Here is an 18,416-nt window from a genome sequence, read left to right on the forward strand (position 1 = left end):
CGAGTCTGTAGCAGCGATTTAACATCGCGTCCTAGCGCCTAGATCCTAGCGCCTATGTTTCCCGCGTAGGACTGGCTTTAGCCGGGAAGTGTCTTAAGTTAGCGAGTTTCAAGTTACGAGGGGAAAGGTGCGAGGTGCGAGATTCGAGTCTGTAGCAGCGATTTTACATCGCGTCCTAGAACCTAGAACCTAGAACCCAGACCCAGATCCTAGCGCCTATGTTTCATTCGTAGGCGTGAAACTTGTTTCGCGCGTCTGACAGCTGAAGACTGAAAGCTCTTATTTATTTTTGGTTCGGCACTAAAGTACCTCCTACAAGACCTCCCACAAACGGCACAAAATAAGAAAAAAACCTGAAAATATATAAATATAGTTAATACTTTAGGGAAATCGGGCGATAATACTAAGTAATATGACAGCAAAGGTGGATTCAATGTCTGCAAGTATTTCATTCAATAACTTGAGCATCACAAAAAAAATACACGCCATAACATGCATTGCCATAACGGCATTCGTGATCATAGTAGTAACCAATTTTATAGCCATGAATGACAACAAGATCTCGCTCGACGAGCTAGAAAAGTCGTCATATCAAGTCGTTAAACTCACTTCAGCAAACGTTGCGCTACTCGAAAAACTAGATGAGTTATATACTCAAGCGGTAACATTTGGTGAGTCAGACTTAGTGGATAGTGCTGCACAAACATATAAAACAATTAACGAAAATCTACAAAATATTATCAGTATCAACGACAGCTATGTGCATGCCGATACCAAAAAACAATTAGAGCTTTATGCGCAAACCTCGTCGAGTATTGCAACCTCAATGATCGACGGCACCGCCGACTTTAGTAAAATTCAACAGCAAGCACAGCAAAAAACACAGCAATACGAGGCCGTTTTAGCGGGATTTAAACGTGCACAAACCCGTGCAGACGACCGCTTTTTTGAACTTGTACAAGCAACCAAAGCGCGTTCAGACAACGCACTACACTTAATGCTTATTGTGTCTGTTGTATCACTTATTTTATTGGTGGTTACCTCAATTTGGATTGCCCGTGGAATTGGCTCATCAGCTAGCGCTGCGGCTGATAACTTACGTCTATTAGCCGACGGTAAAGGCTCACTAAGCACACAACTTGAAGTACACGCTAAAGACGAAATTGGTCAGGTATCAATTAACTTCAATGCGTTTATTCAGCTATTAAAAGGCTCGGTACTTGAGGTAATAGCTGTGTGTGAACCATTAATGGAGAACTCAACGCGACTTGTGCAAGGTATGGAACGTGCTGAGCGTGCCACAACGAAACAAACATCCGATGCCGAAATCGTTAAGCAGTCGATGGAAGAAATGCGTCAAAGTGTTGCTGATATTTCACATTCAGCGGCAAACGCATCGCAAGCTGCGCAAACAGCCGAGCGCGAAGTTGAGCAAAGCAGAACGCAAATACAGCGCTCTGTTACTGAGTCAAAAACATTAAGTGAAGAAATAAACCAAGCGGCTTCAACAATTAACCAGCTGGCAAATGACACTAAAAATGTGACTCAGATCTTAAACGTCATTACCTCAATTGCAGAGCAAACCAATTTACTGGCACTAAACGCGGCTATTGAGGCTGCGCGTGCAGGTGAACAAGGTCGTGGCTTTGCGGTTGTAGCAGATGAAGTACGTGAGCTTGCATCAAGAACATCGCACTCAACCAACGAAATCAGAGAGCTGCTTTCAACGTTGACAACCGCAGCGAGCCATGCGGTAAATGCAATGAACTCAGCCCGAGATATGGCTACAAACAATGCCGAAGCGGCAGAAAATACAGGGCAGTCGATTGATAAAATCTCTGAGCAGATTTTAGAAATTAACGGTATGAATTCGCAAATCGCCGCGGCCACTGAAGAACAAACATCAGTTGCCAGTATGGTGGTTGATAACGTGTCGAATATGCATATGTCGTTTGAAGAAACAATGGACTCATTGTCGGCGGTACGTGATGTAGCGAAGAACCTTCATTACCTGTCTGATTCGTTACTCGACGCCACAGCTAAATTTAAAGTCGAGTAATTTAAGCGCATAAAAAAACCAGGCATTGCCTGGTTTTTTATTAGCCGTAGTAATGACTTAAAAAGTACCTACTACTTTAACTTTATCAGTTACTTTTGCTGCATCGATATAACCAATGGCGTCGCCGTTGGCTGCAACAAAATCAATAACAGCTTGATCGTTTGCTAGTTTCTCAGGCGGAGTACCTTTACCAGTAAATACCAATTTCGACCAATAAGCGTTAAGCTGGCTGCTCGACTTACCAACAACCTTATCGTTAAACTCATCGCTTACGCTGTTGCCGTCTTGGTTTACCGGGTTTACTTTTGTGCCATCATCAAACGACTTGGCCTTACCAAGGTAAATCTTTTTGATTGTCCCTTCATCAATAGCATTGCCATTTGCAGGGTTCACAATCACAGCAACATCAGCAAATGCAGCGTGCGAGCAAAGAGTCATTGCTGTAGCGATTAATAATTTTTTCATTATGAACTCCAATTAAAAAACTAAATCAACAGCAACAGCAACAACGTCGGTTTCTGTATCTGAAATGTCATCTTTAAAGCGGCTGAAATCTACTTTCAATGCTGCTGATGGGTGGAAGTCATAACGCGTACCAATGGTATACACGTTGCTCTTTGCTCTAACGCCTTCAAGCACCTGATTAATACCTGCGTTTAAAGCTGGTACTGCAGGTAGTGCGTTGTAGCGGTTGCTATCGTGTTTGTCGTCGTTATTTTCGTAAGTTAAGTGCACAATCCACTCATCCATACGGTAACCAACAGACGTGTAGTATTGAGTTTGTTTAGCAAGAGCACTGTTTTCTACTTCGAACTCAGTGTATTCAGCATCAAATAGAATGTCGTTGTAATCAATTGAAAAGCCCACAGCGAAGAAAGAACCGTCATCTTCGTTTACAGCAATATCATCTGCTTGATCAACAAAACCCGCAGCGCGAAGAGTTTGCTCAAGGCCATTAAGTGCAACACCTGCATCGGTGTCGTTTTCAATTGCAATTGTTGTATCGGCTACAAAGTACGCAGCACGAGCGCTGAACCAGTCATAGCTCATCGTCCAGTTGATACCTGCAATATCATTAAGCTCTGTATCACCATTAACCGATACCACAGCAATGTTGCCATCGAAGCTACCGTAAATAACTTGAACGGTTGAATCCCAATCACCTAATTGCGTGTTGTGTAACAGGCTTAGGCCTTCATACGTTGAAAACGGGAGGTTATAAACAGATTGCGGCGGACGAACCCAACGGTAAGTGTAACCAACGTCTAAAAAGTCTGAATAACGGTAAAAAGGCACGCGCATTTTACCAGCACTTACTTGTAGCTCATCGCTGAACTCATAAGTTAAATAAGCCCATTCAAACTCAGCATCAAAATCATCACTACCACGCGCCACAATTTGTGCCGTAGCGCTCAGCTTTTCTTGTAAATCTGCAGAAAGCTGTAATGCGAACATACTTTCGTTTTTAAACGAAATATCGTCATCGTAACCGTAAAGGGTTGCGTCGTCGTCAAGGGCTTTACCGCCAACAATAGAAGCAAAGCCATTTATGCGAACCTCTGCCATTGTGTTTGCAGACACAAAAGCAGCACATAGAGCCAATGCAATAGGAAGTTTTTTCATTGTGTATCCCTAGTATTTAGTATGAAAATGTTGATTTCGCTTAATATTATAGTCGTGCGTAGCGAAATGGGCGACACAAGTTACAGATAAATTGTAACTACATCAACGAATAAGTTGTTATTTTTCACAAAAACGGTACTAAAAGTGGGGAAAGTGAGAGTTATGAGTTTCGAGGGGAAAGAGTAAAGTTACGAGTTACGAGATGCGAGATGCGAGATGTAGGGGGCGTTTTAACGCCGAACAAGTAGCAGCGATTTTACATCGCGTCCAAGAGCCTAGCACCTAATGTTTCCCGTGTAGGACTGGCTTTAGCAAGGAAGTGTCTTAAGTTAGCGAGTTTCAAGGGGAAAGAGTAAAGGGGAAAGTTACGAGATACGAGGTAGCAGCGATTTTACATCGCGTCCTAGAACCCAAAACCTAGCACCTGATGTTTCCCGCGTAGGACTGGCTTTAGCCGGGAAGTGTTTTAAGTTAGCGAGTTACAAGGGGAAAGAGTAAAGGGGAAAGGAACGAGATGCGAGATACGAGATGTAGGAGGCGTTTTAACGCCGAACAAGTAGCAGCGATTTTACATCGCGTCCTAGCGCCTAGAACCTAATGTCTTCATGCGTCCGAGAGCTTACGGCTGAAAGCTCTTGTTTTATCGCAACTCGATTCTCGTTACAACCACTTACCCCAACTTACTAAAATCAACCTCTGGCAGGCTCTCAAACCCTGGGCGAGCGAAGAAATACCCTTGCATTAAACTTACGCCGGCTTGGCGCAACCATTGATACTCTTCAACTGTTTCAATGCCTTCGGCAAGGGCGGTGATGTTGAGCTCTTCAAACATAGCAATGCAATGATTCACTATGATTTGGCGTGCTTTATTTAAATGAATATCGCGTATCAGCTCCATATCGAGCTTGATTATATTGCTCTGAAAATCAGCCAATAAATTTAATCCCGAATACCCAGAGCCAAAGTCGTCGGTTGCGGTAATAAATCCGAGTGATTGGTAATATTCGATCACACGTTTGATGTGCGTACTGTCTTCAACCTGTTCTACCTCGGTAAACTCAAACATAATCTGCTCTACCGGAAAACCATATTGCTTTGCAGCTTCAAGGGTTGTTTTAATACAGCGCTCAGGCTTGTAAATTGCATTAGGTAAAAAATTGATACTAAGCACAGAATCAAGCTTCAGCTCAGCGGCAAGCGAAATAGCTTTAATACGACAAAGCTGGTCGAAGGTATAGCGGTTCTCATCGTTCACTTGTGAGATAACAGAATAAGCCGACTCGTTATTAGGCCCTCTAACCAAAGCCTCATAGCCAAAAATGTGTTTATCGGTGCAATCAATGATTGGCTGAAAAGCCATTGTAAAATCAAAACCTAGTGCCAAATGGTCTTCACACTGTTTGCAACCTGTTGGCTGGCAATGAGTTTGCTTGTCGTTCATGCTTACCTCAGACTTAAGTCTTCTTAATACATAATAGTGCTAGCAAATTGCCAATTGTGCAATGTTGTTAAGTTAAAGGTATAAAATTTCGCACTTCGTCCCTCGCACTTCGTCCCTCGTAACTACTCCCTCCAATCCCCCTCCAACTAACTTCTAATACCTACTCTAAAGCCGTTGATTTTTAGCATCTAAAATCACATTTCATTCTTTGCGTTACCTAGCTTTAATGGTATTTTAGCGCCAAGCAATCTTGCCCCTATAAAGGAAGTAAAATGGCATCCAAAACCGTCGAATACTACAATCAAAATGCGCAAGCATTTGTAGATGCCACACTCGATGTAGACCTCAATGAACTTTACGACGAATTCTTACCGCTGATCCCAAAAAAAGGCGCTTTACTCGATGCCGGTTGTGGCTCTGGCCGCGACGCTTTCATCTTTAAAGAGCGTGGTTATAGCGTAGATGCATTCGATATCAGCCCAGCTATGGCAAAGCTGGCGTCAGAATACTTAAACCAAGACGTAGCTGTAAGCAGCTTCCTAGAGCTAAACGACGTTGCCAAATACGACGGCATTTGGTGCTGCGCAAGTCTTATTCACGTAGCAAAAAACGACTTAACAGAAGCATTCAACAACCTTGCCCGAGCATTAAAGCCACAAGGCATCGTGTATGTATCGTTTAAATACGGCGACGGCGAGCGCGAACACAACGGTCGCGAATTTACCGACCTAAACGAGCAAGCCCTTGAGAGCATTATTAAAGGCACCGACCTGTTTATTCTCAAGTCATGGCAAAGCGCCGACCAACGCCCAGAGCGCGCAACAGAAACATGGCTAAACGCCATTTTGCATAGAAGAACGATATAGTCGTTTATATGCGGTATAGCAGGCTATACCGCAACTCTCCCAATATTGTATGTGTTTTAATATGTGGCTCTACCTAAAATCCTATATTTACATCTGCTTTTCATGCTAGATTGTTCCTAAACTAAATCGCGAATATGCAAGCTACAACAATGCGTTATGAGCATAAGTGGCAAATAAGTCGGCGTATACAGGGAACAGTTCATGAACTTTAAAGCACTTTTCAAAAGTACACATAAGGCTTGATTGATGATGGCCATGCAGCAGCAACTCGATTTTATTGCTTACATTCAGCGCATGCTGGTGGAAGGTGATTTTAGTGCTACCTATAAGTTTGCACTATTGCATGCGTTGGCTGATGTTTGTGTTGAGCAACCAATGATGTATGAAGCTAGCGAGTTAAACATTGATCTTGCTAAGCTTGCTGAAAAGTTAATAGAGCTTTATTGGCACCATGCAGTGCCATTTTCTTCTGCTCATAGTGGTGAAAGTGCTTTACTAAAACAAAATTCGGGTGCGCAATCAAAAGTAATTACGGTGCTATATGAGTGCCAGCAAAACAATATTCGTAGCTTGCGCCAACTTAAATTAAGCCCTTACTGGCACACCACTTATAAAGAGGCTTTATACACTTTAAAAACAGGCCCGTTGTGGCGCTTACAAATTCTCGCCAAACAAGAAGAATGCTTTTTATATCCGCACACAAAAGGAAAAAGCTATATCACTCTAAACGCAGGCATAGCTGCTTGCTTCAGACGCTTTTACGATTTAGTTGTCTATTTAGCTAAAAATGCATGGCTACAAAAGATTCAAAGCATTAAGCATAACCAAGCGCTTATTGGCCCTCAAAGCCAATTACATGACTTTTTATTTGGTTTCGACCGCACAGCACTAAACAAAGCAAAACCAGTTTTAGTCGAAATACAAAAAGGCCAATGCTTTTATTGTCAAAAGCTACTCACGAGCGCGATAGAAGTTGATCACTTTATTCCCTTTGCCCGCTACGCTAACGATTTAGGCCATAATTTTGTTGCCGCCCATCGAAGTTGTAATAACAGTAAACGTGACTTTTTAGCAGCCCAGCTTCACCGCGAACGTTGGCAAGACCAAAATCTAGATCGTCACAGCCAGCTGCTCACTAATGAACTAACTCGCTATTTTCATTGTGATGAAGATAAATCTCTTGCAGTAAGCAACTGGGCATACCAAGTAGCCAGCAGCAATGGCGCGAAACTCTGGCTTGCAAAAGATAGATTTGAGTTGGCGGGAAGTAAAAATATCCAAGCGTTAGATCTAGTTGCGCAGACAAAGTACAAATATGATTCTTAATAAGCTTAGGTTTAACCTACAGCCAACTTCCCTGCCTCATGCCACATTTCGTTTGGCATGGGGTTTGTTAGCTCCCAAGTAATATTCATTGGTTGGCTGCCATTGTGGCTTTGGTATTTAACCTCGCCATAGTTAACGAATCCCATTGTTCTACCGTTTTCATCTTTGCTTTGTTCACGCACAAACAACAAGATGGTTTTGCCTGTTTGTTGGTGCTGAATGTAGCTTAGGCCGCGGCCGTGTTCTGGTCGTGCGCTGTTTTGCGTTTGCCAATGAAACAGAGTAGGGCTGATTGCATAGTCATGGTATAGCGTTGTTGGCGAATAGGTTTTTTCGCATTTATTGAGGGTTACAAAAAGTAATTCTAAATTTTGTTTTTTGAACTCTAATACGCCTTCGCGTGCAGTTGATTTTTTATCAAACGTATGAGCACCAAATGCAGCTAATATTTGCTGGCGTGTATAACGGCTGTGTAATTTTATTGCGTGATTTGGGAGACACGTTAAATCACTTTCTTGTTGGTGAATACGGTTTATTAAAAGCGTAATCACTTCTGATAACTCATGTTGTAATAGTGGGTTTTTTAGTGCTTGTAAGCTTTGTTTAATAGATTTAAACCCCAGATTTGTGCCGGTGTTATCCCAAAAATTGTAATGAGCCATTAGAGCGTATTGTTGATTTTTAGGCGTTACTTCAATGCTAAAGTCGCTGTTACATAAATCGCGTAAAAAGCTCAAATAGCTCAGTGAGTTGCAACTGAGTAATTGAGTGTTGATTGCACGATAATACGCAGCGTAAATATCTACTTGATCTACTGGTATTTCATCGCCTTTTAACCAGTGCCAGCCACCGAGCTTATTTTCCTTCGGTTTATAAATATCTTCTAACGTCACTTGAGGATTTATGGATAAAAAGTTACTTAGAGATAGTTGGGCGTTAGTATGTTGTGAATAGCTACTTATAAGCTGTTGCAAGCGCCTTTTACTATTAGTTGCCTGTTGAATATTACGCAAAATTGCTTTTTGGGTATGTTCTTGTAGCTCTATACTGCAACCCAACGGCAAATGCGGAAAATCATTTTCTATTTCGGCTTTTATTGACTGGTTAGTTTTGCCAATTAGAGCTCGAAACTTATTAGCAAAGTCATACTCTGGGCGAGCGTTACCAACAAAATCGAGAACGGTGCAGCATTGTTTTTGGCTATTGTCAGGTAAGCGCAGGCCCCGTCCTAACTGCTGTAAAAATAACGTTAGGCTTTCTGTTGGCCGTAAAAAAAGCAGAGTATCAACTTCAGGGATATCGACCCCTTCATTAAAAATATCTACTACACAGAGGATCTTTATTTCACCTCTTCTAAGCGCCTGTTGTTTGTGATTTCGCTCATGAGTATTTTTACTAGTAAGTACGTCTGCACTTATACCTGCAAGGTTAAATTTACTAGCCATAAATTCAGCATGATCTTGGCTAACACAGAATGCTAAGGCTTTAATTGTGTGAATATTTGTGGCGATTTCATTGAGGCACGATATGATTCTATTAGCGCGGTTGTTTTCCCCTGTGTAGAGCTTACTTAATTCGCTAATATCATAACGACCGCCACGCCAAGTTATTTTGCTTAAATCTATATCATCATCAAGCCCAAAGTATTGGAATGGGCATAGATGGCGTTGGTTTATTGCTTCTGGTAAGCGGATCTCTGCAGCAATTACACCACAGAAATCTTCCAAAATATTTGCACCATCTTGCCTTTCTGGTGTGGCAGTTAAGCCTAATAAAATGTTTGGTTTAAAGTGGTTAAGAATACCGCGGTAACTTGCTGCGCTTACGTGATGTACTTCATCGATAACAATGTAATCATAAAAATCAGCGCTCAACTTCATGTTGTCTATTTGATTATTAAGAGTCTGAATTGAGGCAAATAACTGGTTGTATCTTTGAGGTTTATAGTTACCGACCCAAAGCTCACCGAAATCGTTATTTTTTAGCACACCACGATAGGCGCTTTGTGCTTGAGTGAGGATCTCTTCTCGATGCGCGACAAATAAAAAATTGGCATTTGGCTTTTTCTCATACACGTTTTTAAAATCGAATGCCGATATGATGGTTTTGCCAGTGCCTGTTGCAGCCACCACTAAGTTTCTAAATCGATCGTGAACACTTCGTTCAACACTTAGTTTTTCTAAAATAGCTAATTGATGAGTTTTTGGTGTGATATCAAAATAAAACTGGTTACTTGGTTGGCCTTTACCACGCTGCTCATTCAGTGAGTTTATTAGCTTTTCTTTGCATTCAACTTTGCCGGTAAATAATTCAAAATCTGGCGACTGCCAATAGGTTTCAAAGGTGCTTTTGGTTTTAGCAATAATATGCGGTATTTCTTGCGCGGTGATTTTTAAATTCCACTCGAGGCCGCTGGTGAGTGCTGAATGTGATAAGTTTGATGAACCAATGTAGCCTGTATGAAAACCTGTGTTACGCATAAATAAGTAAGATTTAGCGTGTAAACGTTCTTGTTGATTGTTGTAGCTTAGTTTTACTTCTGTGTTGGGTAAGCTAGCTAAGAACTCAACTGCTTTAGTATCTGTTGCACCCATGTATGAGGTGGTGATTACTTTTAGCTTATTACCTTTTCTTGTAAAGGCTTCTAGCTCACTTTTAAATATCCGCAGTCCAGTCCATTTGATAAATGAAACGAGCCAATAAATGGTATCAGCTGATTTAATTTCTCTTTTAAGCTCAGTCTCAAGAGATAGGCCAGCATTTGCGCCACTAAATAGCTCACTTTGCGTAAGACCTGTTAGTGGGGAAATGCTGTTTGAGTAGTCTTTGAGATTAGTTGCTACAGGGTTTTCTGTATTGAATAGAGCTGTAAGTATTTTACCTTGGCTATCTATGAGGTTTTCATTGATTAGCTCATCGTCTTTAATATGATCTTTAAGCCATAAAACTAAGTTATTAGCTAAATCAATTTGCTCGCTTAATCGATCTTTAGAGTGGGGGATAGCATCAATCGCATGTGCGACTAGCTTTCCTAAAAATCGAGCTAACCAAGTTGCGGCTTCGGCACATTCTAGTTGGCGTTCTCCTACATAAAATTGCTTACGATCTAAATTCTGCTCAATCACTTGAGTAATAAGCTGCTCGTAAATGCCAACCTGTTCCATAAACCACTCCCTGTTATTTACAGCCAGTTTACTGAAATAGCTAATGAAAACAAGAAATAACTCATTGTTCAGTTGCAGGCGATTGCTGAGGTTTTCCCCGTGTTCACACCCGAAATTGAATTAATTATGAGTAATTTACAGCATGGATGCTGTAAAAGGCCTAGCTTGGCCACGGATGGCCTATCTACGCTGTTTACGTTCATTTAATTTATTCAAATTGAGGGAACAGTGTGAACCTCGGGGCGCCGAGAGATTCCAAAGAGAAGTCGGCGTTTACTTCTCTTTGGTTGCCGTCGCCAACGCGACATTATTAAATAATTGATGTATAAAGAGGGAGTTAACAGAACAAGGATCTGAAATGGATAACTTCATAGCACAAGGACTCAGCCTCTTATTTGTAATAGGAGGAATATATTCAATATTAGGTGTTATTTTTTTAAGAGTATGGCTTCATCAGAAGCAAGCCAAGTTACCTGTAGATCGAAAAAAATTTACTCGAGTAGCCGCACAAACACTTAACGATCAAGTAAACGATAAGGTCTTTAATGTTGTTGGTTACATAGGTTTAGCTACATTGATTATTACAATGCCGTTTGCCCTCAAAGGGATTACCGAAATGTTGGCAAGCGGTCAATTGAACTACTTTTTTATAGTTGTAATTATTGTCGGTTTAATTTACACCGCCAGAAAATCGTGGTTTGAATCAGACCAGTTAATTAAACTAAAACTAGGACGAGACGCTGAGTTAGCTGTTGCATCTGAATTAATTGAGCTTCAATCTCATGGGTATCAAATATTTCATGATATTCAAGCTGATGGGTTTAATATTGATCACTTAGTTATTGGGCCTAATGGTGTTTTTGCGATTGAAACAAAAGGAAGGCATAAGCGCGTTAAAGATGATACAAACTACAAAGTCCGATTCGAAAATAATCTACTTGCCTTTCCATCTTGGAGTGAAAGCAAGCCAATTGAACAAGCAAAAATACAAGCAAATTGGGTTTATAAATGGTTAAGTGAAGCAACTGGTTTTCAAACAAAAATAACCCCAATATTGTGCTTTCCAGGTTGGTTTATAGAGTTGAAGCAGCGACCACCATTTCCTATTGTTTCCCATAGACAGTTAGCAAAAACTATATTGTCGATGCGCCAAAACCAAATAGATGGAGCTATGCAAAAAGCTATTTGCTATCAAGCTGTGCAAAGAAGCTTAAATATTTCTAAGGTTTAATTGATAGAGACTAAATTTAATGCTTAGTTTGAGTAGGCACTTTGCATCGAAAGTTTTATAAAGCAATTGTTTTAGCTAGCTTTTATCGAATAAGTACCTCCCTAGCTAACACATAGGGAGTAATTACAACCAAATTACACAGATGTAATGTTATGAATAAATGGATTTTATTTCTCGCTACTTTGCTAGCGAGTTTCAACACGGTTGCTGAAGAGCAATATTCAAAAAGTCGCTGCGATAACATTGAGGCTGAGCGCGAGAGCATTCGTAAAAGAATGAATCGTAGCTACACGGCTAGGCAAGGTGAACGGTGGAATCAGCGTTTAGATGAGCTTTTTACGCTGTTGGCTAGACACTGCAAACACCCAAAAAGAAGTTCTGGTAATGGCGGTAATTATACGTATCGCTCGAACCCTACCGCACTTTTAAACACCAAAGTACATAACTCTACGGTGTATTCAAATTCATATAATGACGATAAAAAGCGCCATGCTTGGGGGCAATTTTATCAATTACCTGATCGTTGTAGAGCGAAGGATATGAAGCAAGCTGATTTTGTATGGTGTAGCGAAAATAAAGCTGAGCAAAAGGCGCTATTTGAATCTGCTTGGAGTGGTAAAGCTAAAGCAGACTATAAAGATATTGTTATTACTGTAAAGCCGACCATTACAGAAATTAATGCAAATAAAACTACAAGCCAAGCCGTGATAAAGAATCCGATAATTGAAGCACCCGTTAAACAAGCTTCAACTCCTTTAAATGAGAGTGTTGGACCGCAATTAACAAAGTTGAATGACCTTAAAATTTGGCAATTAGTCTTGGCTGGCATTGCGGCCATGTTGTTTGTGTTTGGCCTTTATCGTTGGTTTAGAGATTGAGTTATTTGACGGGCTAAAACCCGACTTACGATGACGAGAAGCGAGAAGCGAGAAGCGAGAAGCGAGAAGCGAGAAGCGAGAAGTGAGAAAACTGCAACTAAAGCCCTAATATTTCTCCTTGCAAGCTTGGTGAGTCTGCAATACTGGTTTGGAGTTGTTCTATCAACAACTGGGCATTCGCTGATGGTGTGCGTGAATGTGGCCAGAGGGCGTAAATTGGCCTTGCGGAAATACTGTGGGGGGAATCGATATAACTAAAGTTGCTGGTGTCGTCTATACAGCAAATTTCGCTCATGGGTAGTAAGCCAATGCCATAGCCTGCTTCAACCATTTTTCTGGCGATTGTAATATCAAAACAAAAGCTTATATGTTCATACTCGGTTTTTAATTTGTTTAGCAAACCGCTGGGGAGTTGTGACTCTGAATAGGGCAGTATCAGCCTTGATGTTGGAGCATCTTTCTTTTTAATCAGCTTTATTGCGATCATGCCTAGGCGCTTTTGAAAATAACTTGAGTCTTGTTGTTCGCCGATGCGAATGGCTAAGTCAAAACGTTTTTGGCTTAGTTGGCTGTTGGCATTACTTGGGTAAATGTGGAGGTTTAGCGTAGGGTTTGCCATCGCAAACTGATTAACGGCCCCCATCAGTGGGCCCGCAATGATGTTTTGTGGACACAACAGATAAAACTCTTTTGCAGTGGGTGAGTCATTTAATTGCTCAAGCTGGCTGTTAAGAGCGAGCACTGGTTCGCCTAGCTCGTTATACAGTGATTCGCCTTTGGCGGTTAATACAATGCCTCGGGCTGTGCGTTGCAGTAATGGCTCAGCGAGTTTTTCTTCTAAAGCCTGAATACGCCTTGATAGGGTCGATAGATTCAGTCCTAAATCTTTTGCTGTTTGGCTCATGCTTTTACGGCGCGCTATTTCAATAAATAAATGCAGATCATCCAGCATACGACTCCCTCAATCTTAGTTTGCATTTTCGTGACTGTTGCCACTAGGCCAGTGCAAATATAGTAACGCCAAGGAGGACATATGAAAATTCATTTTACTTTTACTGCGGCATTTTCGTTTTTAATGTCGTTTTTACTTTCGGCATGGGTCACTTATGTCAACTTAGGGCTGAGCGATACATTTTTTCTAAGTTGGATGAAGGCATTTGCCAATGCATGGCCTGCTGCGTTTGTGGTGGCTTTTACGGTTGCCCCGCCAATTAGGGCATTGGTTTTAAAGTTATTTAGTAAGGAGTCAGTATGATTAATATCGTGGCAAAAATTACCCCAAAGGCGGCATTATTTGACGACTGTAAAGGGCGTTTACAGGGCATTTTAGCAGCCACTCGCGCAGAGCCTGGTTGTAATCGTTTTGAGCTGTTTGCAAGCAAAGAGCAGCGTTGTTTGTTTTTAGTTGAGCAGTTTGAATCGCAAGCCGCCCTTGATGAGCATTATGCTCAGCCTTATACCAAAGCTGTGTTCGCGTTTTATGAGAATGCCTTGGCGAAGCCGGTTGAGGTAGAGAAAGTGGAGGTGTGTTGAGAGAAAAGTTTGCGAGATACGAGGGGAAAGGAGCTAGGCTCTAGGGGCTAGGTACTAGGGGAAAGTCGAACTGTGGGGTTGTTAAGGTCGAGTGTTCTTCTGTGCAATGACAACCTTGTAGGAGGTATTGTAGGAGGTACTTGAGTGCCGAATGAAACATAAAAGAGCGATCAGCCGCCAGCTAAAAAAAACTAGGCTACTGGGGAAGTACTGCTATTCGTAGCCTAGTTTCACGAGGTTGAAATGGTTACAGCATATGCAGGATTTGCTTAGCTTTTTCGCGGGTTAAACACGCGGCCATTGGGCGTTTTGCAAATAGCTTGGCTGAGACTGTTTGTTCTTTGCCCATGTATTGGTTGTGCAGTGTTTGCACATTGACTTTGCAGGTCACCGAATGGCTGTTTTCTACATAGCGAATTTCTACTCGCTCTACTTTTTTAATTAAGTTTTTATAAGGGTAGCCTTCATCGGTATCAAGCTGAGTAATTACTGGTTGGTTGGCATAACTAAAGCTTGTGGCAACTATAAGTAATAAAATAAGTAAGTATTTCATGGTGTTTGTCCTTGTCTTGTCGCGGTTGGCAGTATGAGTATTACTCGTGTCACCACTACTGACAAACGATTAAAAATTGCCTATGCTTAAGTTTTTATTAACCATAAAAGCGTATGCAGTTACCTCCATTAAAAAGCCTTTGGTATTTTAAGCACGCGGCAGAGTTAGGTAGTTTTAAGCTTGCGGCAGAGCAGTTGTTTGTTAGCCAAGCTGCGGTTAGCCAACAAATTCGCTTGTTAGAACAACAGCTTGATTGCAGCTTGTTTACTCGTCATACCCGTTATGTTGAGCTGACTCGCCAAGGCGAACAGCTGTTACCCCATGTACTTAAGGGATTTAGTCATTTACAAGCAGGTGTGCAGGCTGTTAGCCAAGATAGCCACCCGAATACGTTAAACTTAACTGTGCTGCCTTCGTTCGCCAGTGGCTGGTTACTGGGCCGTATTAGCGACTTTCAAAACAAATACCCCAATATCAAAGTGCGTATTGAACCAAGCGATCAACTTGCCGACTTTTCAGCGGGGCAAGTTGATTTAGGCATTCGGTTTGGTCAAGGAAACTACCCAGGTTTGCACAGTGAGCTTATCAGCGACGACAGCCTATTTTTGGCTTATAAACCCGGTGCCATTGATGTTAATAAACCCCTTAAACCGCAGATTCTGGCACAAAAACTAATTAAAGATGTGTGCCCAGACGCAGAGCGCGGTTGGTTAACTTTGGCTCAGCAATTAGCTGTAAGCCCAGATGCGCTCCCCGCACTTGAAATTGATAACGCTGCACTGGTTATTCAAGCCACGTTAGCAGGGCAAGGTATTGCAATGGTAAGGCGGCGGTTAATCGAAACTCAACTGCAACTTGGTCAGCTAGAGATTTATCCAAACTATGAGTATCACTGCCAATATAAGTACTACCTTGCTGCGCCGCCCGAACATTTTAAATGGCAAAAAGTGCAGCTGTTTAAAGATTGGTTGCTTGCTCAGTTTGCTTTAGATGATCAGCAATTTTATCAACTTCATCAGTAACATTTGCGTTAAATCATTTTAAAGTTTTTAAGCACCAGCTATGCTTATTTAAGTCGCTTACTAAAGGAGCTAGTAATGCTTAACTTTAAAGTTATTTTTTGTGGCGTTTGTGTGGCTGCAAGCCTAACGGCCAATGCTGATATTTCCCGTGTAAAAGCAAGTATTGAGCGTGTTGAGAGCGCGAATAAAAAGCACGAGTCTTTAGTGCTTCCCTACTTATTTAGCACCGATACCATGGGGCTTAACTTTGGTGTGGGTGGCATGATCAAAGGTTACCATCAACCACAAATGACCGTTGGCGCCACTGCATTTAAAGGTGATGTGAGCGAAGGCGCGTGGGCAGGCCTGTTTAACTATAAGGTGTTAGATTCAGAACGCTGGTATTTTAGTGCCAGTGGCATGGCTGCATATTTTCCTGATCAGCGCGCTTATACCGGAGGCCATAAAGTGCCCATTGCTGACAACGCCGTGTTCCCCGGTAGTAATGACTCTTCAAACGAGGTTTATTTAGAAGCCGATGGTAGCTCTAATTGGTTTGATGCTCGCATCGAATACGCTTTACCGTTTGGCGCAACATCGCAAACAGGTATGGTGCGTTACCAACTAAAAAACGGCTTGTTGGTTTCTGAACCATCGGGTGGGGCACAGTGGAACCCGTTGGAATCGGGTGTAATGGTTGCAACTGCACGCTATTTTAGACGCTCGCAAAGCTTTGAATTTAATGAGGGTACACAAGATGGCAGTATTTCAGCAATGGAATTTGGCCTGCTCTATGACAACACCGATTTTGCAACTAACCCAAGTTACGGAAGCAGGCAGTATCTTGCCTATAGCCAATCAATGCCAGGGAGTGACGATATTTATGATTGGGATTTGTGGCAGTTTAATGGCAGTAAGTTTATTTCTTTAGGGGCAAGTGAGTTTGCTCATCAGCGTATTTTAGCATTTAATTTTTGGGCTGCTTATTCACCCAGCTGGCAAGTAAATCACACTCTTGATGGCACTAAGTTTATCTCTGATGCTGCACCGTATAACGAAGGCGCTACATTAGGAGGATTTAAGCGTTTACGGGGTTATGACTTTTATCGGTTTCATGACAAAGCCGCTATTTATGGGGCATTCGAATATCGCTATACCCTTAAATATAACCCAATAGCAGATGTAAATTGGTTAAAGTTTTTGAAGCTGGATTGGTTTCAGTTAGTTGGCTTTGTAGAAGCGGGTCGTGTGTCGCCTCATTTAACCTTGGGTACATTATGGCAAGACTACCATTATGACTATGGTGTTTCGTTAAGAGCTATGATGTCGGGATTAGTCGTTCGAACAGAGCTTGCTAATTCAAAAGAAGGGGCCAATTTTTGGGTAATGATAGATCAGCCTTTTTAGTGAATTTGGCGCAGATTTGTTGCAGTTTTACTAGAAACTGCTAATCTGTACCCCTAACTTTTACAGTGACGTAAATTAATGATTAAACGGATTTTAATGACAACAGCCTTGTTGTTGCCCGCTTTTGCTTGGGCGCAGCAAAGTGCTCCTTCAGAAGCATGTCAAAGCATGCAAGCCGAACGTATCGAGCTACAAATAGCCCTGCGTAAAACCAATCTTCTCGACAAAATTGAAGCCTATAAACAGCGCATTCAAAGCTTATCGGCGCGTATATCCGAAACCTGTTTTAGTGAAGAGCAAATTGCTGAGCTTAAATCGTCGTTGTATAACCCTGACATTGCAGAGCTCGAAAACAGCTTGGCAAAGCCATTAACAGAGCAAGCCTACATAAGCAAACAAGCTGCATGGGACCGCTTTTATGTGATGCCGCCACGTTGTACAGCTCGTTCATTGCAGCTGCAAAACCTTGAATCGTGCCTTGAAAATAAGCAAGTTCAGTTTCAGCAATTTGATATGTTATGGCAGCAAAAAAGTGCGCAACTTGCCCGAACTGAAGCAAAACCAACAGACTCGTTTCATGAGTTTGTTTTACCTAGTAAAGCCGAACGAGCTAAGTTAACCGCCGAGCAAGAGTTAAAGCGCTACAGCTACAGCACCGATTCGTTTTTACCAACCAACATTATTGTGTTGTGTGTTTTAGCCGTGTCGGTGTTTTTTGGTTTGATATTTATTTTCCATTGGTTAATGCGCCCACGGTCAGTGGTGAAGTGAGTGTTGAGTTAGCGAGGGGAAAGTTAGCGAGAGTAAAGGGGAAAGGAGCTAGGAGCTGGGTATTAGGCTCTAGGCTCTAGGCGCTAGGGCGCGATGTAAAATCGCTGCTTTAGTCGTTAGAGGTCAGATGTTAGATATCAGTCGAACTGTGGAGTTGGTTAGATCGTGCGTTCTTCTCTGCATTTGAACTGCTCGTTTTAGGGTAGGTTGGGTCGAGCGGAGCGATACCCAACATAATCCATATAAACCTTTTCATTTAGACCCGCGAAACAAGTTTCACGCCTACGGTGAACGCATTAGGGGCTAGGCTCTAAGTTTTGGGCGCTAGGCGCTAGGACGCGATGTAAAATCGCTGCTACAGACTCGCACCTCGTTTCTTTACCCTTGTAACTCGCTAACTCAAACCATTCCCGGCTAAAGCCAGTCCTACGGGGAAACACAGGCGCTGGGTTTAGGTTCTAGGACGCGATGTAAAATCGCTGCAACAGACTCGCACCTCGTTTCTCGTACCTTACTCAAACCATTCCCGGCTAAAGCCAGTCCTACGCGGGGAAGCATAGGCG

The 18,416-nt window shown here is 42.0% G+C and carries 16 protein-coding genes; 10 read left to right on the forward strand and 6 right to left on the reverse strand.

The window, feature by feature from the left end; genetic code table 11:
- The first annotated feature begins 433 nt into the window (after positions 1–433).
- Positions 434–2,059, forward strand: a complete 1,626-nt coding sequence (locus NH153_RS11555; RefSeq protein ID WP_063703950.1) for a methyl-accepting chemotaxis protein — start codon at positions 434–436, stop codon at positions 2,057–2,059.
- A gap of 57 nt (positions 2,060–2,116) precedes the next feature.
- Here the strand turns inward: NH153_RS11555 and NH153_RS11560 are convergent, their stop codons facing one another.
- The 3 genes from NH153_RS11560 to NH153_RS11570 form a co-directional block, all read right to left on the reverse strand.
- The gene (locus tag NH153_RS11560; protein WP_063703953.1) at positions 2,117–2,524 is read right to left on the reverse strand and encodes a type 2 periplasmic-binding domain-containing protein; all 408 of its coding nucleotides are present in this window, start codon (positions 2,522–2,524) and stop codon (positions 2,117–2,119) included.
- A gap of 12 nt (positions 2,525–2,536) precedes the next feature.
- Positions 2,537–3,682, reverse strand: coding sequence for a porin (locus NH153_RS11565; RefSeq protein ID WP_063703955.1), 1,146 nt, complete (start codon positions 3,680–3,682; stop codon positions 2,537–2,539).
- Between the two features lie 670 nt (positions 3,683–4,352).
- The gene (locus NH153_RS11570) at positions 4,353–5,123 is read right to left on the reverse strand and encodes an EAL domain-containing protein (protein WP_063703958.1); all 771 of its coding nucleotides are present in this window, start codon (positions 5,121–5,123) and stop codon (positions 4,353–4,355) included.
- 272 nt (positions 5,124–5,395) lie between these two features.
- On the opposite strand from NH153_RS11570, the gene NH153_RS11575 reads away from it, so the two are divergent.
- Both NH153_RS11575 and NH153_RS11580 read left to right on the forward strand, forming a co-directional pair.
- Entirely contained in the window at positions 5,396–5,989 is a 594-nt protein-coding gene (locus NH153_RS11575; RefSeq protein ID WP_063703960.1) for a class I SAM-dependent methyltransferase, read from the forward strand.
- A 255-nt stretch (positions 5,990–6,244) separates the two neighbouring features.
- Positions 6,245–7,315, forward strand: coding sequence for an HNH endonuclease (locus NH153_RS11580; protein ID WP_420820058.1), 1,071 nt, complete (start codon positions 6,245–6,247; stop codon positions 7,313–7,315).
- Between the two features lie 11 nt (positions 7,316–7,326).
- Here NH153_RS11580 and NH153_RS11585 read toward each other — a convergent pair whose 3' ends face one another.
- The gene (locus NH153_RS11585) at positions 7,327–10,479 is read right to left on the reverse strand and encodes a DEAD/DEAH box helicase (RefSeq protein WP_063703965.1); all 3,153 of its coding nucleotides are present in this window, start codon (positions 10,477–10,479) and stop codon (positions 7,327–7,329) included.
- 358 nt (positions 10,480–10,837) lie between these two features.
- Between NH153_RS11585 and NH153_RS11590 the strand changes: the two genes are divergently transcribed.
- Positions 10,838–11,710, forward strand: coding sequence for a nuclease-related domain-containing protein (locus tag NH153_RS11590; RefSeq protein WP_063703968.1), 873 nt, complete (start codon positions 10,838–10,840; stop codon positions 11,708–11,710).
- 152 nt (positions 11,711–11,862) lie between these two features.
- Positions 11,863–12,588, forward strand: a complete 726-nt coding sequence (locus NH153_RS11595; protein WP_063703971.1) for a hypothetical protein — start codon at positions 11,863–11,865, stop codon at positions 12,586–12,588.
- A gap of 97 nt (positions 12,589–12,685) precedes the next feature.
- Here the strand turns inward: NH153_RS11595 and NH153_RS11600 are convergent, their stop codons facing one another.
- A complete protein-coding gene (locus NH153_RS11600) occupies positions 12,686–13,540 on the reverse strand; it encodes a LysR family transcriptional regulator (protein WP_063703973.1) in 855 nt (284 codons plus the stop codon).
- Positions 13,541–13,621: 81 nt separating this feature from the next.
- On the opposite strand from NH153_RS11600, the gene NH153_RS11605 reads away from it, so the two are divergent.
- On the forward strand, positions 13,622–13,843 hold the full coding sequence (locus NH153_RS11605; RefSeq protein ID WP_058584444.1) for a DUF2798 domain-containing protein: 222 nt from the start codon (positions 13,622–13,624) through the stop codon (positions 13,841–13,843).
- A complete protein-coding gene (locus NH153_RS11610; RefSeq protein ID WP_063703976.1) occupies positions 13,840–14,121 on the forward strand; it encodes a putative quinol monooxygenase in 282 nt (93 codons plus the stop codon). The genes NH153_RS11605 and NH153_RS11610 overlap by 4 nt, the downstream gene beginning before the upstream one ends.
- Positions 14,122–14,368: 247 nt before the next feature.
- Here NH153_RS11610 and NH153_RS11615 read toward each other — a convergent pair whose 3' ends face one another.
- Complete coding sequence (locus NH153_RS11615; RefSeq protein ID WP_063703979.1) at positions 14,369–14,674, reverse strand: hypothetical protein; 306 nt, start codon at positions 14,672–14,674, stop codon at positions 14,369–14,371.
- Positions 14,675–14,787: 113 nt separating this feature from the next.
- Here NH153_RS11615 and NH153_RS11620 point away from each other — a divergent pair, with 113 nt between their 5' ends.
- From NH153_RS11620 to NH153_RS11630, 3 genes are all read left to right on the forward strand, one after another.
- Positions 14,788–15,696, forward strand: coding sequence for a LysR substrate-binding domain-containing protein (locus tag NH153_RS11620; protein ID WP_062565916.1), 909 nt, complete (start codon positions 14,788–14,790; stop codon positions 15,694–15,696).
- Between the two features lie 75 nt (positions 15,697–15,771).
- Positions 15,772–17,082, forward strand: a complete 1,311-nt coding sequence (locus NH153_RS11625) for a BamA/TamA family outer membrane protein (protein ID WP_156503627.1) — start codon at positions 15,772–15,774, stop codon at positions 17,080–17,082.
- A gap of 78 nt (positions 17,083–17,160) precedes the next feature.
- Positions 17,161–17,853 (forward strand): hypothetical protein, encoded by a 693-nt coding sequence (locus tag NH153_RS11630; RefSeq protein WP_156503628.1) that lies wholly within the window; start codon positions 17,161–17,163, stop codon positions 17,851–17,853.
- Positions 17,854–18,416: the final 563 nt, after the last annotated feature.

The organism is Pseudoalteromonas gelatinilytica (assembly GCF_001641615.1).
In the GTDB taxonomy this organism is placed as follows: domain Bacteria; phylum Pseudomonadota; class Gammaproteobacteria; order Enterobacterales; family Alteromonadaceae; genus Pseudoalteromonas; species Pseudoalteromonas gelatinilytica.